13 protein-coding genes are annotated in these 15,134 nt (G+C 74.0%); 6 read left to right on the plus strand and 7 right to left on the minus strand.

Annotated elements, in window-relative coordinates:
• The first annotated feature begins 197 nt into the window (after nucleotides 1-197).
• Nucleotides 198-2,582 (plus strand): solute carrier family 23 protein, encoded by a 2,385-nt coding sequence (locus tag AB0O09_RS09565; RefSeq protein ID WP_363540970.1) that lies wholly within the window; start codon nucleotides 198-200, stop codon nucleotides 2,580-2,582.
• A gap of 69 nt (nucleotides 2,583-2,651) precedes the next feature.
• Here the strand turns inward: AB0O09_RS09565 and AB0O09_RS09570 are convergent, their stop codons facing one another.
• Nucleotides 2,652-3,104, minus strand: coding sequence for a hypothetical protein (locus tag AB0O09_RS09570; RefSeq protein WP_363540971.1), 453 nt, complete (start codon nucleotides 3,102-3,104; stop codon nucleotides 2,652-2,654).
• 762 nt (nucleotides 3,105-3,866) lie between these two features.
• On the opposite strand from AB0O09_RS09570, the gene acs reads away from it, so the two are divergent.
• The 5 genes from acs to AB0O09_RS09595 all read left to right on the plus strand — a co-directional run bounded on the left by acs (nucleotide 3,867) and on the right by AB0O09_RS09595 (nucleotide 9,785).
• Entirely contained in the window at nucleotides 3,867-5,822 is a 1,956-nt protein-coding gene (gene acs, locus AB0O09_RS09575) for an acetate--CoA ligase (RefSeq protein ID WP_363540972.1), read from the plus strand.
• A 605-nt stretch (nucleotides 5,823-6,427) separates the two neighbouring features.
• On the plus strand, nucleotides 6,428-7,678 hold the full coding sequence (gene nhaA / locus AB0O09_RS09580) for a Na+/H+ antiporter NhaA (RefSeq protein ID WP_363541064.1): 1,251 nt from the start codon (nucleotides 6,428-6,430) through the stop codon (nucleotides 7,676-7,678).
• Between the two features lie 115 nt (nucleotides 7,679-7,793).
• Entirely contained in the window at nucleotides 7,794-8,255 is a 462-nt protein-coding gene (locus tag AB0O09_RS09585) for a phage holin family protein (RefSeq protein ID WP_344622821.1), read from the plus strand.
• Nucleotides 8,256-8,421: 166 nt separating this feature from the next.
• Nucleotides 8,422-9,441 carry an alpha/beta hydrolase gene (locus tag AB0O09_RS09590; RefSeq protein WP_363540973.1) on the plus strand — a complete coding sequence of 340 codons (1,020 nt, stop codon included), beginning with the start codon at nucleotides 8,422-8,424 and terminating at the stop codon, nucleotides 9,439-9,441.
• Between the two features lie 137 nt (nucleotides 9,442-9,578).
• Entirely contained in the window at nucleotides 9,579-9,785 is a 207-nt protein-coding gene (locus AB0O09_RS09595; RefSeq protein ID WP_363540974.1) for a hypothetical protein, read from the plus strand.
• Nucleotides 9,786-9,815: 30 nt separating this feature from the next.
• Here AB0O09_RS09595 and AB0O09_RS09600 read toward each other — a convergent pair whose 3' ends face one another.
• The 6 genes from AB0O09_RS09600 to AB0O09_RS09625 form a co-directional block, all read right to left on the minus strand.
• The gene (locus tag AB0O09_RS09600; RefSeq protein WP_363540976.1) at nucleotides 9,816-11,000 is read right to left on the minus strand and encodes a MarP family serine protease; all 1,185 of its coding nucleotides are present in this window, start codon (nucleotides 10,998-11,000) and stop codon (nucleotides 9,816-9,818) included.
• A gap of 58 nt (nucleotides 11,001-11,058) precedes the next feature.
• Complete coding sequence (locus AB0O09_RS09605) at nucleotides 11,059-11,778, minus strand: CoA pyrophosphatase (protein ID WP_344622825.1); 720 nt, start codon at nucleotides 11,776-11,778, stop codon at nucleotides 11,059-11,061.
• Nucleotides 11,775-12,632 carry an endonuclease III gene (gene nth, locus AB0O09_RS09610; RefSeq protein WP_363540977.1) on the minus strand — a complete coding sequence of 286 codons (858 nt, stop codon included), beginning with the start codon at nucleotides 12,630-12,632 and terminating at the stop codon, nucleotides 11,775-11,777. Before nth ends, AB0O09_RS09605 begins: the two co-directional genes overlap by 4 nt.
• Before the next feature lie 62 nt (nucleotides 12,633-12,694).
• The gene (locus AB0O09_RS09615) at nucleotides 12,695-13,351 is read right to left on the minus strand and encodes a hypothetical protein (RefSeq protein ID WP_363540978.1); all 657 of its coding nucleotides are present in this window, start codon (nucleotides 13,349-13,351) and stop codon (nucleotides 12,695-12,697) included.
• A 58-nt stretch (nucleotides 13,352-13,409) separates the two neighbouring features.
• Nucleotides 13,410-13,943 (minus strand): histidine phosphatase family protein, encoded by a 534-nt coding sequence (locus tag AB0O09_RS09620; RefSeq protein ID WP_363541065.1) that lies wholly within the window; start codon nucleotides 13,941-13,943, stop codon nucleotides 13,410-13,412.
• A gap of 77 nt (nucleotides 13,944-14,020) precedes the next feature.
• Entirely contained in the window at nucleotides 14,021-15,019 is a 999-nt protein-coding gene (locus AB0O09_RS09625; RefSeq protein ID WP_363540979.1) for an acetylxylan esterase, read from the minus strand.
• Between the last annotated feature and the right edge of the window lie 115 nt (nucleotides 15,020-15,134).

The raw sequence follows: 15,134 nt of genomic DNA on the forward strand, positions 1-15,134 counted from the left end.
CGTATTCACGCCGTGCAAAGATCTCATTACTCTCGGTTTACCGAAACTTGGCAGACCGGACTGATGGTCCTTGGGCCCCGCGGATAGCCGCCGCGCCCACACCATCCCGCCACACCGTCGCGATCCACGACAGCCGATCCGCTGACAGCACCACCACCGGACCTGACTGCGTACGTTCCCCCGGAAGACGGGACACCATGACCCTCGACATCTCCTCCGCACCCATCGCCTCGGACACCACCGACCACGCGCCGCCGTCCGGCGGCCGGTCGTCCGGGCCGGCGCCCCGCCCCGGACGGGCGGGCGGCCGAGGCCGCTCCGTACTCCTCCACGACCTGCCGGCCTCGCTGGCGGTCTTCCTCATCGCGGTGCCCTTCTCGCTCGGCATCGCCCTCGCCACCGGCGCGCCGCTGACGGCAGGCTTGGTCGCCGCCGCCGCCGGCGGCCTGGTGGCCGGTCTGCTCGGCGGCACTCCCCTCCAGGTCAGCGGGCCCTCGGCGGCCCTGACCGTGATCACCGCCGGTGTGGTCGCCCAGTACGGCTGGCGGATCGCCTGCGCGGTGACCGTCGCGGCCGGCCTGCTCCAGCTCCTGCTCGGTTCGCTGCGCGTGGCCCGCGCGGCGCTCGCCGTCTCCCCGGCGATCGTGCACGGGATGCTGACGGGCGTGGGCCTCGCCATCGCCATCGCCCAGCTCCACGTCGTGCTCGGCGGATCGCCGCAGAGTTCCGCCCTCGCCAACCTCCGCGCACTCCCCGGTCAGTTGGCCGGGCCCCACCTGCCGGCCCTGGCGGTCGGCGCGCTCGCCGTCGCCGTGCTCTTCTGCTGGCCCCGCCTCGGCCGCCTGCCCGGTGCCGCCGGCCGGATCGGCACACGGCTCGCCCGGCTGCCGGCCGCCCTCGTCGCCGTCGCCGCGGGCACGACCCTCTCCCTCACCCTCGGCCTGCACCTCGCCCGGGTCGAACTGCCCGGCTGGCAGCACCACGCACTCGCCGCGGCCCCGAGCGGCCGGCTGCTCGCCGAGCACTGGTCGGACCTGCTCACCGTGGTCCTGACGGTCACCGCCGTCGCCGGTGTGGAGTCGCTGCTCTCCTCGGTCGCGGTCGACCGGATGACGCACACCACCAGCGACCTGGACCGCGAGCTGCGCGGCCAGGGCCTGGCGAACATGGTCTCCGGCCTGTTCGGCGGCCTGCCGGTGGCCGGCGGCGCCGTCCGCAGCACGGCCAACGTGCAGGCCGGCGCCGTCTCCCGGTGGTCGGCCGTCCTGCACGGCTGCTGGGTGGTGCTGGCCGCACTGGCCCTGGCCGGCGGGCTGCGCCGCATCCCGCTCGCGGCCCTGGCCGCCCTCGTGCTCGTCGTCGGCGTGCAGATGGTCAGCTACGCCCACATCAGGCGCATCCACCGGCACCGCGAGTTCCCGGTCTACCTGGTCACCGTGCTCGGCGTGGTGGGCCTCGGCGTCCCGCTCGGCGTGACGCTCGGCGGAACGGTCGCCGGCCTGCTCGCCCTCCACCGGCTGACCCGCGCCCGCGTCGACGTCACCGCCGAGCCCGACGGCTCCCACCGCGTCCGGACGCACGGGCCGCTCACCTTCGCCGCCGTCCCCCGGCTCAGCCGCACCCTCGGCCGGATTCCCCCCGGCGCGGCGGTCACCGTCCACCACGACGGCAGTTTCCTCGACCACGCCGCCTACGAGGCGCTGCACACCTGGCGGGCCATGTACCAGGCCGCCGGCGGGCGGGTCGCGATGGTGACCGACCAGCACGGCCGGGACGCGGCACTCGACCCCGACGGCACCATGGAGCCGGATCCGGCCGCAGGAGCGCGGCAGTTCCGGGCCTGGACACCGTGGATGGGCCACCACAGCATCGAGCAGGACGGCGGCGACGCACACGGCCGACTGCTCGACGGCGTGCGGGGCTTCCAGGAGCACACCGCACCACTCGTCCGGCAGGAACTGGCCCGGCTCGCCCGCGAGGGCCAGACGCCCTCGCAGCTGTTCCTCACCTGCGCCGACTCGCGGATGGTCACCAGCATGATCACCAGTAGCGGCCCGGGCGACCTCTTCACGGTCCGGAACGTCGGCAACCTCGTCCCCGCCCCCCACGAACCGGGCGCTGCGGACGACTCGGTGGCGGCTGCCGTGCAGTACGCGGTCGAGGTGCTGGAGGTCGGCTCGATCACGGTCTGCGGGCACTCCGGCTGCGGCGCGATGAAGGCCCTGCTGGACGGCATCCACGAGCAGCCCGGCACGCCGACCCCGCTCGTGCGCTGGCTGCGCAACGGCCGTGGCTCACTCGCCCGCTCCAAGCGTGCGCCTGCGAGCTTCACCGACCGACCCGCCGCCGACCCGGTCGAGGAGCTCTGCATCACCAACGTGGTCCAGCAGCTCGACCAACTGCTGGCCAATCCCGCGGTCGAACGCCGCGTGGCCGCCGGCACCCTGCGTCTGGTCGGGATGTACTTCGACTTCGCGACCGCCCAGGCGTACGTCCTGGACAACAGCACCGGGCGGTTCGCCCCGGTCTCCGCCGAGCACTGCGGCGAACCGCTGCAGCAGCGAACACCGGTGACGGCCTGACGCCCGTCTGCACGACGGCCGGGCCACGGCAGAACGACCACGCCTCCGCGACCCGCCTGTGACCGGCCGTCAGGCCAGCAGCAGCTTCGCCAGGTCGGCCGGTGTGACGTACCCCGGCCACCGGCCGTCCGAGAACAGATGGACACCGGCGTCCAGGTAGCACTGGTCGACCAGCTGGGAGCAGATCATGTGGCGGCTGCTCGCCACATAGCCCTTGATGAGCGGACCGACCGGCAGACGGAGGCGGTGCGCGGCCAGCGCGAAGTAGTCGGCCGCGCTGTAGCGCACCCCGATGTACCCGCGGGCGGCCGCGACGACAGCCGCCCGCTGGGCATCCGTCAAGGCGTACCTGCCGGTGGACCAGAGCGCCGGTCGGCCGTCGTACACCGAGAGGGGGCGCAGTTCGGCGCCGCCGGGCTGCGCCTCGACCAGTCGCCCGTCGCCCACGAAGACGAAGGCGTGCTCGTAGTCGGCGAAACCGCTGCCGTTGAGCCACTGGCCGATCCGGATGAGGCGACTCACCCGGCCGTCCATGCGGACGACGGCGAAATCACCGGGGAGGGGCACGGAGGAGGACCGAGGAGGTGCGGCCGACATGACTCTGACCTCCCTCGCGCGAGGGTGCGTCGTTGGTCGGGCCCGCGGCCGAAGCCACAGGCCCGCCCGGTCAGTGGAGTACCGATGCGTCGGGTCGTCAAGTACTCCTGCAGCATCCGTTCCACGGCCGCCGGCGATCCACAGCCGGCCGCCCCGGCCGGAACCGTCGCAAGCGCCCATCGACCGCACCTCCACCGCCGCCGGACGGACAGACGCGGCAAGCACGCTGCGCACCCCCACCGATCCACGGGTCCGTCCGACCCACCCGCTCCGCACGGCGGCACCCCCGGAGGCACACCCGGCGGGCGCCGCGACGCGCACGCCTCCACCCGACGCCTGGCGCCGGGCGCCGGGTGGCCGATCGCGCCTCCATCCGCGCACCCACGCCGCCGGAGCCGGTCTCCCGACGTTCACCTGCACCTCCGCCGTGCGGGGCCGCCCGTCCCGCCGCGCGCCGCCCCTGCCACTCCCCGCCCCTGTCCCGCTCCCGCCCCTGTCCCGTTCCCGTCCCGTTCGGTGCCCGCCGGGCACTCGGACCGGTCGGCGACGAACCCCGCGAAAGGTCTACACCAATTCTCGGGAGGCTCTTGTCAACACACCCGTTCGCCTGATGAGCTGTGTGCTGGGACACACGGGACAATCCCGCAGGGGATCACCCGGCAGATGAGACTCGATGAGGAGTGCGCGTTGAGCAACGAGAGCCTGGCCAATCTGCTCAAGGAGGAGCGCCGCTTCGCGCCGCCGGCCGCCCTGGCCGCGTCCGCGAACGTGACCGCGGACGCCTACGGGCAGGCCTCCGAGGACCGGCTCGCCTTCTGGGCCGAGCAGGCCCGCCGCCTCTCCTGGTCCGTCGAGCCGACCGAGACCCTGGACTGGAGCAACCCGCCGTTCGCGAAGTGGTTCGCCGACGGCCGGATCAACGTCGCGTACAACTGCGTCGACCGGCACGTCGAGGCGGGCCTCGGCGACCGGGTGGCGATCCACTTCGAGGGCGAGGGCGGCGACACCCGCACCATCACCTACGCCGACCTGAAGGACGAGGTCTCGCGGGCCGCGAACGCGCTGCTCGAACTGGGCGTCCACAAGGGCGACCGGGTGGCGATCTACCTCCCGATGATCCCCGAGGCCGTCGTCTCGATGCTCGCCTGCGCCCGGATCGGCGCCACCCACTCCGTCGTCTTCGGCGGCTTCTCCGCCGACGCCGTCGCCTCCCGCATCCAGGACGCCGACGCCAAGCTCGTCATCACCGCCGACGGCGGCCACCGCCGCGGCAAGCCGTCCGCGCTCAAGCCCGCCATCGACGAGGCGCTCGACCGCTGCCCCGGCGTCGAGCACGTCCTCGTGGTGCGCCGCACCGGACAGGACACCGCGTTCACCGAGGGCCGCGACGTCTGGTGGCACGACGTCGTCGACCGCCAGTCGGCCGAGCACACCCCCGAGGGCCACGAGGCCGAGCACCCGCTGTTCATCCTCTACACCTCGGGCACCACGGGTAAGCCGAAGGGCATCCTGCACACCACCGGCGGCTACCTCACCCAGGCCTCGTACACCCACCACGCCGTCTTCGACCTCAAGCCGGAGACCGACGTGTACTGGTGCACCGCCGACATCGGCTGGGTCACCGGACACTCGTACATCGTGTACGGGCCGCTCGCCAACGGCGCCACCCAGGTCATCTACGAGGGCACCCCGGACACCCCGCACCAGGGCCGGTTCTGGGAGATCGTGCAGAAGTACGGCGTGACGATCCTCTACACCGCGCCGACCGCGATCCGCACCTTCATGAAGTGGGGCGACGACATCCCCGCCAAGTTCGACCTGTCCAGCCTGCGGGTGCTCGGCAGCGTGGGCGAGCCGATCAACCCCGAGGCGTGGGTCTGGTACCGCGAGCACATCGGCGGCGGCCGCTGCCCGATCGTGGACACCTGGTGGCAGACCGAGACCGGCGCCATCATGATCAGCCCGCTGCCCGGCGTCACCGAGACCAAGCCCGGCTCCGCCCAGCGCGCGCTGCCCGGCATCGCCGCGACCGTGGTGGACGACGAGGCCCGTGAGGTCCCCGACGGCTCCGGCGGCTACCTGGTGCTGACCGAGCCGTGGCCGTCCATGCTCCGCACCGTCTGGGGCGACGACCAGCGCTACCTGGACACGTACTGGTCCCGCTTCGAGGGCCGGTACTTCGCCGGCGACGGCGCGAAGAAGGACGAGGACGGCGACATCTGGCTGCTCGGCCGGGTCGACGACGTCATGCTGGTGTCCGGCCACAACATCTCCACCACCGAGGTCGAGTCCGCGCTGGTCTCGCACCCGGCGGTCGCCGAGTCGGCCGTGGTCGGTGCCACGGACGCCACCACCGGCCAGGCCATCGTCGCCTTCGTCATCCTGCGCGGCACCGCCGAGGCCGACGACGACCTGATCGCCGACCTGCGCAACCACGTCGGCCGCACCCTCGGGCCGATCGCCAAGCCCAAGCGGATCCTGCTGGTCAACGAGCTCCCCAAGACCCGCTCCGGCAAGATCATGCGTCGCCTGCTGCGCGACGTCGCCGAGAACCGCGAGATCGGCGACGTCACCACGCTCGCCGACTCCTCGGTGATGAACCTCATCCAGGCCCAGCTGCCGACCGCGCCGAGCGAGGACTGACACACCGCCACGGGCCGGCTCCCCGCTCTCGCGGGGCGCCGGCCCGTGGCGTGTCCGGCGAACGCGGTGAAGTCCGGGGTCGAACCGTGGTGGCGGAGCGGTTCCCCGAGCAGCTCGCCACCCCTCGGCGCCGACGACCATAAGGACGACCCGCGGTTCGCGCATCCGGTCGCACGCCGTCCGGGGGACGGTGGCCGACGGCCCTCCCGGTGCCCGGTCGCGTCGCCCGGCCGCCGCCGTCGGCCTGCATAGACTGCGCCCGATCCGCCGCCGTCGCGCACTCCGTAGAATGCGGTGGGGCGTCAGGACCGCTCCGAGGCGCGCCGGGAAGTCTGGTCGGCATCCGTACGACAGGTGTCCCCCGTACGGGGAGACCGCCCGCCCGAGCCCCAGGAGGTCCCGCCGTGGCCACACCGCCCGCGCCCGACCAGCCGCCCGTGCCCGACCGCCCGCGCCGCTCGGACCCGCAGCCGCAGACCCCGTCCGACCGGACGGACGCGACCGAGGAGACGGGCACCGCCGCGGCCACGAACGCGGCCACGAACGCGGCCACCGGCACGGGCGCCACCGCGGAGACGGGCAGGCAGCGCCGGACGTTCCTCGGGCTGCTGCCGCTGCCCGAACGGCGGATCGTCCTGGACGCGCTGCGCACCGAGACGGTCGGCGGTGTGCTGCTGCTGCTGGCCGCGGTCGCCGCACTCGTGTGGGCCAACGTCTGGCCGGGCTCCTACGAGTCGGTGAGCGAGTACACGATCGGGCCGTCGAAGCCGCTGCACCTGGACCTCACCGTGGAGGCCTGGGCCGCGGACGGGCTGCTGGCGATCTTCTTCTTCGTGGCGGGCATCGAGCTCAAGCGCGAGTTCACCTCGGGCGAGCTGCGGACGCCGAGCGCGGCGCTGCTGCCGGTGACGGCCGCGGTGAGCGGGGTGGTCCTGCCCGCGGTGATCTTCACCCTGGTGAACCTCGCGCCCGGCGGGCACCCCGGAGGCTGGGCGATCCCGACCGCGACGGACATCGCCTTCGCGCTCGGCGTGCTGGCGGTGGTGGGCAGTCAGCTGCCGTCCGCGCTGCGGGCCTTCCTGCTCACGCTCGCGGTGGTGGACGACCTGATCGCGATCCTGATCATCGCGGTCTTCTACACCTCGGAGATCAAGTTCTGGGCGCTGGGGCTGTCGCTGGCCGGGCTGGTGCTGTTCTGGCTGCTGAACCGGCGCGAGGTACACGGCTGGTACCTGTACGTGCCGCTGGCGCTGGTGATCTGGGCGCTGATGCACGAGAGCGGGGTTCACGCGACGGTGGCCGGTGTGGCGATGGGCATGCTGCTGCGCTGCCGCACCCGTCCGGGCGAGGAGCACTCCCCCGGCGAACACGTCGAACACCTGGTGCGGCCGCTGTCGGCGGGTGTCGCGGTGCCGTTGTTCGCACTGTTCGCGGCCGGGGTCCCGGTGTCGGGCAAGGCGCTCGCCGAGGTGTTCTCGGAGGCCACCCCGCTCGGCGTGGTGCTCGGTCTGGTGGTGGGCAAGTCGGTCGGGGTGTTCGGCGGGACGTGGCTCGCGGCGCGCTACACCCGCGCGCAGCTCAATCCGCAGCTCGGCTGGGGGGACGTGTTCGCGCTCTCCACCCTGGCGGGCATCGGTTTCACCGTCTCCCTGCTGATCAGCGAACTGGCCTTCCCCGACGACCACGCGCTGACCGAGCAGTCCAAGGAGGCGGTGCTGACGGGTTCGGTGCTGTGCGCGGTGTTCGCCACCGTGCTGCTGAAGCTCCGCACCCGGCACTACCGCCTGCTGTACGAGGAGGAGAACGCGGACTCCGACCACGACGGCGTCCCGGACGTCTACGGGCGCCCGAACTGACGCGCAGTCTCCTGACACGCCGCCGAACCGGGGGCCGGAGTGGTGTGCGGACTGCCGGGGGAGGCATGATGCTGAGCTGTCGAACGAGTGCAGCCGCCGCGAAGGAGAACCGCCGATGTCCGCAGGAACCGCAGGCCGGGCCCCCTACGAGGGCGAGCGTTCCATCGGCGAGCTGTTCGCGGCGGCGACCAACGACCTCTCCGCCCTGGTGCACGACGAGATCGCGCTGGCCAAGGCGGAGATCCGGGCCGACGTCAAGCGCGGTGTGACCGGGGGCGTCTCCGTCTCGGTCGCCGGCGTGGTGGCGCTCGCGTCCGTCCCGATGCTGAGCTTCGCCGCGGCCTACGGCCTGCAGGCGCTCGGGCTGACCCTCGGCTGGTCCTTCCTGATCGTCGGCGGCGCCTACCTGCTGCTGGCCGCGCTGCTGGGCCTGCTGGCGGCGCGCTCGTTCAAGAAGATCGAGAAGCCGCACCGGACGATCGAGGGCGCCCAGGCCACCGCTGACGTGCTGAAGAACGCGCGCCCGCGGCCGGCCACCAAGGAGGAGATCGACCGCGCGCTCGGCCGGATCCGCTGACCCGCGGGCGACGCCCACCGGTGTCCGTCCCCGGGCCCGTCAGGGTGTCCGTCAGGATGTCCGCCATCGGGCCGGTTCCGGTGTGCGGCCGCTCCGTGCCGGATCGTTGCGAAGCGACGCGAGTGCCGGAGACGTGTTCGTAGCACGCGTATGACAGGCTCTCGGTATGCCGCTGGACCAGAAGCCCGTACCCGCGAAGCCCGCCGAGCCCCGTCCCGGGACCTCCCGGCCCGCCGCGGGACGGCCCGCGCCCGGACCCGCCGGGGACCCTGCGGGTGCCGGGGCCGCCTGGAGCGTCCGCTCGCCCGGGCCGTGGACGCACCGCGACCTGGCCGCCAACGGGGCGCGCTTCCACATCGCCGAGGCCGGTGACGGCCCGCTGGTGCTGCTGGTGCACGGCTGGCCGGAGTACTGGTGGGCCTGGCGCCACCAGCTGACCGCGCTCGCCGAGGCCGGGTACCGGGCGGTCGCCCTGGACCTGCGCGGCATCGGCGGCAGCGACCGCACGCCGCGCGGCTACGACCCGGCCAACCTGGCGCTGGACATCACCGGCGTGATCCGGTCGCTCGGCGAGCGGCACGCCCATCTCGTGGGCCACGCCACCGGCGGTTCGCTCGCCTGGGTGGCGGCGGTGATGCGACCCTCGGTGATCCGCAGCCTGACGGTCGTCTCGGCGGCGCACCCGCGGCACCTGCGCCGGGCCCTGCTCACCGACCGGCGCCAGATCGCCGCCTTCGAGCACGTGCTGGGCTTCCAGCGGCCGTGGATCCCGGAGCGGCGGCTGGTCGCGGACGACGCCGCCCTGGTCGGCGAGTACCTGCGGGCCTGGACGGGTCCGAACGGGATCGAGCCGGAGGCGGTGGAGGCGTACCGGCAGGCGATCCGGATCCCGTCCACGGCGCACTGCTCGATCGAGCCGTACCGCTGGCTGATGCGGTCGATGGCCCGCCCGGACGGCCTGCAGTTCGCGCGCCGGATGAAGAAGCCGATCACCGCGCCGACGCTGCACGTCCAGGGCGCCGCCGATCCGGTGCTGCTGGCGCACACCGCGCTGGGGGCGGGCGAGTACGTGGAGGCGCCGTACCGGTGGCGGCTGCTGCCCGGGGTGGGGCACTTCCCGCACGAGGAGACCCCCGAGCAGTTCACCGAGGAACTGCTGGCCTGGGTGGGGCAGCACAAGGACTGAGCGCCGCGTCGGCCCGCCCGTACGACGCATCCGAACCAGGACCCGAAAGTCTGACCATCACTCATATGACAGTCGCATAAGCCAGGTGGGAAGTCCGGAGGCGGTTACTCCTGCTGGCCCAGGGGCATCCTCCCGGTATGACCTGGATGCCCGATCGCGATGCCGCACCGCGCCGACGCCGTCGTGGGAGCGGCAGCTCGCAGAGCCAGTCCCACCAGTCCGAGTGGCGCCGGGGAGGCGCCCCCGGACAGCCGGACGGCACCGGGGCGCACGGGCTCGGCATCCCCCGCATCCTCGGCCGGCGGGCCCGCTGGGTGGGTGCCCGCCTGCGCCGCGAGGGCTGACCCGGGCACCGGCGGCGCCCGGGCGGGCGGTCAGAGCGCGCAGCCCTCGGTGTCCACCCGGGCGGTGGCGCTCTCCCCCAGCGTGGCGTCCTGGAGCACCTCGGCGGCGGTGAGCACGTAGCCGGTGTCGGCGCTGTCCAGCGACTTGGCGAAGACCACGCCGTACACCTCGCCGTTCGGGCTGAGCAGCGGGCCTCCGCTGTTGCCCTGGCGGACCAGCGAGCGCACCGAGTACACGTCGCGGACGACCTGGCCGCGGTGGTAGATGTCCGGCCCGTTGGCCTGGATCCGGCCGCGGATGCGGGCGGGCTGGACGTTGAACGAGCCGTTCTCCGGGAAGCCCGCGACGATCGCGCTGTCGTTGGTGCGCGCCTCGCCGGCGAAGGACAGCGCCGGGGCGTTCAGTTTGGGGACGTCGAGCACGGCGATGTCCCGCTGCCAGTCGTACCGGACCACCGTCGCGTCGTAGACCCGGCCGGTGCCGCCGATCTGCACCGTGGGCTCGTCGACGCCGCCCACCACGTGCGCGTTGGTCATCACCCGGTGCGGGGCGAAGACGAAGCCGCTGCCCTCCAGCGTCTTGCCGCAGGACGGCGCCGTGCCGACCACCTTCACCAGGCTCTGCCGGGCCCGCTGGACGGCCTCGCTGCCGGCCAGGGCCGGGTCCGGCGCCTCGACCTCGGTGATCGGCTCGTGCTCGAAGGGGTTGAAGACCTGCGGGAAGCCGTTGCGGGCCAGCTCCTTGCTGAAGTCGGAGAACCAGTTCGGCGCGTCCGAGGGCAGCACGCCCTGCACGGTGGAGAGCACCGTCGAGGTGCGGACCTGCTTGGAGACCGTGGGCAGCGAGGTGCCGGCCAGCGCCGAGCCGATCAGCCAGGCCACCAGCAGCATCGAGATCACGTTGACCACCGAGCCGCCGATCGCGTCCAGGGTCTTCGCCCGCCCCCTGCCGATCCTGCCGCGCAGCTTCCAACCGAAGTGCGTGGTGACCGCCTGGCCCACCGCGGCGAACACGATCACCACCACGACGGCGACCACCGAGGCCGTGGTGCCCGGGCCGAGCCGGTGCAGCAGCAGCGGCAGCAGCTGGACGGCGATCAGGCCGCCGCCGAGGAACCCGAGGACGGAGAGCACGCCCACCACGAAGCCCTGCCGGTAGCCGGACACGGCGAAGCCCACCGCGGCGGCGATCAACAGCAGATCCAGGACATTCACGCCGATACCCTCCCATGGACGGAGCCCGGGACCGCCACGGGCCACCTAGTCCGGCGACTCAGCGCGGTGCGGGAGATCCCCTGTCGTGCTGCCGGTCGGACCGGGTGAGGTTCAGCGCCTCCTCGGAGAGGGTCAGGGTACGCCGGACGTCCCACGGACGTTCCAGGCCGCTGTAGTGCAGCACCCGGTCGATCACTCCGGCGGTGAAGCCCCACACCAGCCGGCCCGCCACCTCGAAGGCCGGACCGACGTGGCCCGAGGGGTGGCGCAGCCGGGCCCGGTTCGCCGGGTCGGTGAGGTCGGTCAGGGGCACCCGGAAGACCGCGCCGGTCTCCGCCGGGTCGACCGGCCCGACCGGGGTCTCCCGGCGCCACCAGCCCAGCACGGTGGTCACCACGAAGCCGGAGACCGGGATGTACAGCGCGGGCAGGGTCGCGAAGACCTGCACGCCCGCCGGGTCCAGACCGGTCTCCTCCTCGGCCTCCCGCAGCGCCGCGGCGACCGGGCCGGGGCCGGCCGGGTCGCCGTCCTCCGGGTCGAGGGCGCCGCCGGGGAAGGACGGCTGGCCGGCGTGCGACCGCAGCGAGCGGGCCCGCTCGATCAGCAGCAGGTCCGGTCCGGTCTCGCCCTGGCCGAAGAGCATCAGCACCGCGGAGGGCCGGCCGCCGGAGGCCGGCGGCAGGAAGCGGCTGAGCTGCTCGGGGAGGACGGTCTCGGCGGCGGTGCGGACCGGCAGCAGCCACTCGGGCAGGCCGTCCCGTTCGATGGCGACGGTCATCCGGCGACCGCCATGTCCGCGACCTCGCCGTCGTGCACGTCGGCCTCGGCGCGGGCCGCGGCCTCCCCGGGGAAGTCGGCGGGCGGGCGCAGCCGCTGGCCGGGCTTGCCGGCCAGTTCGTACTTGAGCAGCTTGGCGGCCTTCTCCGGGTCGGTCTCGCCGGCTCCGAAGGAGGGGCAGAGGGCGGTGATCGGGCAGGCGCCGCAGGCCGGCTTCTGGGAGTGGCAGACGCGGCGGCCGTGGAAGACGACCCGGTGCGAGAGCATCGTCCACTCGGACTTGGGGAAGATCGCGGCGACGGCGGCCTCGACCTTCTCCGGGTCCTCCTCCTGCGTCCAGCCGAAGCGGCGGACGAGCCGGCCGAAGTGGGTGTCGACGGTGATCCCGGGGACGCCGAAGGCGTTGCCGAGGACGACGTTGGCGGTCTTGCGGCCGACGCCGGGCAGGGTGACGAGGTCCGCCAGGCGGCCGGGGACCTCGCCGCCGAAGTCGTCCCGCAGCGCGGCGGACAGGCCGAGCAGCGACTTCGCCTTGTTCCGGAAGAAGCCGGTCGGCCGGATGATCTCCTCCAGCTCCTCCGGCACGGCGGCGGCCATGTCCTCGGGGGTGGGGTACTTCGCGAAGAGCGCCGGGGTGGTCTGGTTCACCCGCAGGTCGGTCGTCTGCGCCGACAGCACGGTGGCCACCAGCAGTTGGAAGGGGTTGTCGAAGTCCAGCTCCGGATGCGCGTACGGGTACTGCTCCGCGAGCGCCCGGTTGATCCGCCGGGCCCGCCGCACCATCCCCAGGTGGGACTCCGGCTTCCTCGGCTTCGCCGCCCGTGGCCCGGCCGTCCGGGCCTTGCTCTCTGCCATGCAGGAAGGCTACGCCCCGGGGCGGGTCGCGCGGGAACGATCGGCCCGCCCGCCGGACTTCGTCAGCACTGCCAGAGGAAGGCGGCCCGGCCGCACGGCTCGCAGGCGAAGGCGTAGGCGCTGCCGCTGCCGCTGCCGAAGTTCATCGCGGTGAGGTGGTCGGGCCCCTCCTCCAGCTGAACGACCATCGCCATGGCCCGGTCGCAGGACGGGCAGTCGGGCGTCTGGTCGTACTGGAGCCAGGCGGGTTCGCCGCCGAGCTGGCCCAGCGGGTCTTCGTCGCGCCGCTCGAGGCGGGCGGCCTCGTAGTCGCCGCCCGGGTCCGGCCGGTAGGCGACGGCGCGGACGGTACCGAGCTGCCGGGGGTCGCCGTCGTCCTCGTCGTGGCCGTCGGGCAGCGGGGGCAGGGGCAGCGGACCGCTGCCGCCGACGGGGAGCAGCAGGGCCAGGTTGCCGCCGGCGCGGGCGTCCCACTCCTGGCAGCCGCCGGGGTCGTTCTGGCACATGAACAGTGCGAGCAGGGCGCGGCCGTCCGCGGCCCCGGTGCCGGTGTGCCGGCCGAGGTCGTCGAGCAGGACCTGGGCGAGGAACTGCATCGGGCCGCCGCAGGTCGCGCAGTGCGGCCAGGCGGTGCCGGCCGGGGCGAGCGGCAGACCGCCGGTCCGGGTGACCGGGGCGTCGGGGGCGACCGGGCCGGCGTCGGTCATCAGGGTCGTCATGACGGGTCACCCTAGGGCGCGGTGCCGACACCGGTGGGCACGCGGGGGTGTCGCCGCGTCAGAGCGGTTCGCCGCAGCGGAGGTTCCAGCGGCCCGCGCGGCCGCTGAGGTGGGTGGCGGTCAGCGGGCGGACGTCGAGCCGCCAGAAGGCCGCGGCCGGGGCGCCGAGGGCGTGCACGGCGGCGGCGCGGACGACGTCGGGTTCGACGACGGCGGTGACGGCCGGTGCGTCCTGCGGCAGCGCGGCCAGCCAGTCGGCGACCCGGTCCAGCACGGCCTGCAGGGGTTCGCCGCCGTGGGGCGCTGCGGCGGGGTCGGCGAGCCAGCGGGCGAGGGCCTCGGGTTCGGCGGCGGCGATCTCGTCGAGGGTGCGGCCCCGCCAGCGCCCGTGGTCGCAGCCGGCCAGGACGGGTTCGTCGACCGGTGCGGGCAGGCCGAGCACCCGTGCGGTCTGCCGGCAGCGCGGCGACGGCGAGACCGGGGTGGGGCCGGCCGAGCGGAGGGTGCCGGCGGCGGCCTCGGCCGCGCGCAGTCCGAGGGCGTCCAGCGGTTCGCCGTCGTCGAACCGGGCCTGCCGGACGGCCTCGCTCATGGCCGCCGAGATCAAGGTCACGCGCACTGCCGGCCTCCCCCCGTCCCCATCGACGGTACCCGCCCGCCGGGCTGCGGTCAGGGGCGCCCCTCGTCGGAGGCCCGCCCGGCTCGGGCGCCGAGGTGGCGGCGGAGGAAGCGGAGGGCCGCGGCGTCGTCGTCCGGGCCGCCGGCCTCGTGGCCGTTGTAGCGCCAGACGTCGATCTCCTTCGGTCCGGCGTAGGCGTTGTGGGCGGCGAACACGGTGGACGGCGGGACGGTCTGGTCCATGAGTGCGGCGGAGAACCTGGCGGGGGCGCCGGCGCGGGCGGCGAAGTTCACGCCGTCCACATAGGAGAGGGTGCGGTGCACCTGTTCGTCGTGGCCGCGGTGGGTGGCCAGGTAGTCGGCGATCTCGCGGAAGGGGTGGGCGTCGGTGACCACCACGGCGCGCGGGAAGTCGCAGAGGAACGGCACGTGGGCGACGACCGCGGCGAGGTCGGGGACGAGTCCGGCCGTGGCGAGGGCGGTGCCGCCGCCCTGGCTGTTGCCGAGGACGGCGACCCGGTCCGGGTCCACCTGCGGCAGCGTGCGGACGGCGTCCACGGCCCGGACGGCGTCGGTGAACAGCCGCCGGTAGTAGTAGTCGTGCGGGTCCTCGATGCCGCGGGTCATCACGCCGGGGACCTGCGGTCCGGCGGGGCCGGAGTCGGGGGTGTCGCCGCGGCTCCAGACGGAGCCCTGGCCGCGGCTGTCCATCTGCAGGTGGGCGAAGCCGGCGCAGGCCCAGACGAGGTTCTCCAGGACGTGGCCGCGGCCGCCGCCGTAGCCGACGTACTGGACGACGGCGGGCAGCGGGCCGTCCGCCCCACGGGGCAGCCGGAGCCAGGCCCGGACGGGCTCGCCGGCGTACCCGGGGAAGGTGACGTCGAAGGTGTCGACGGTGGTGAGGCCGGTCGGTACGGGGACGGCGGCGGTGTCGCCGCCCGCGGCCCGGGCCTCGTCGAGGGTCTTCCGCCAGAAGGCGTCGAAGTCGGCGGGCTCGGTCTGGGCGCTGCGGTACGAGCGGAGCTGGTCCTCGGGCAGGTCGGTGTACAAGGTCGGCTCCTTCGGCCGGTGGTGCGTTCCGTCGTGGTCCACCTGCCCCGGCCTCGGCCGCCGCACTCCGGCGAAGCGGTACCGGGGTGCATGGGGCCGGGGCAGGTGGGGTCCG

This window comes from Kitasatospora sp. NPDC093679 (assembly GCF_040683455.1).
Classification (GTDB): Bacteria; Actinomycetota; Actinomycetes; order Streptomycetales; family Streptomycetaceae; genus Kitasatospora; species Kitasatospora arboriphila.

Bases quoted from the DNA above. Each gene is read 5' to 3' on its own strand.
- AB0O09_RS09605 (WP_344622825.1), bottom strand. From the start codon at position 11,778: ATGACCGTCGCCATCGAACGGGACGGCCTGCCCGAGTGGCTGCTGCCG.
- nth (WP_363540977.1), bottom strand. From the start codon at position 12,632: ATGGCAGAGAGCAAGGCCCGGACGGCCGGGCCACGGGCGGCGAAGCCG.
- AB0O09_RS09585 (WP_344622821.1), top strand. From the start codon at position 7,794: ATGTCCGCAGGAACCGCAGGCCGGGCCCCCTACGAGGGCGAGCGTTCC.
- AB0O09_RS09565 (WP_363540970.1), top strand. From the start codon at position 198: ATGACCCTCGACATCTCCTCCGCACCCATCGCCTCGGACACCACCGAC.
- AB0O09_RS09595 (WP_363540974.1), top strand. From the start codon at position 9,579: ATGACCTGGATGCCCGATCGCGATGCCGCACCGCGCCGACGCCGTCGT.
- AB0O09_RS09620 (WP_363541065.1), bottom strand. From the start codon at position 13,943: ATGAGCGAGGCCGTCCGGCAGGCCCGGTTCGACGACGGCGAACCGCTG.
- AB0O09_RS09590 (WP_363540973.1), top strand. From the start codon at position 8,422: ATGCCGCTGGACCAGAAGCCCGTACCCGCGAAGCCCGCCGAGCCCCGT.
- AB0O09_RS09615 (WP_363540978.1), bottom strand. From the start codon at position 13,351: ATGACGACCCTGATGACCGACGCCGGCCCGGTCGCCCCCGACGCCCCG.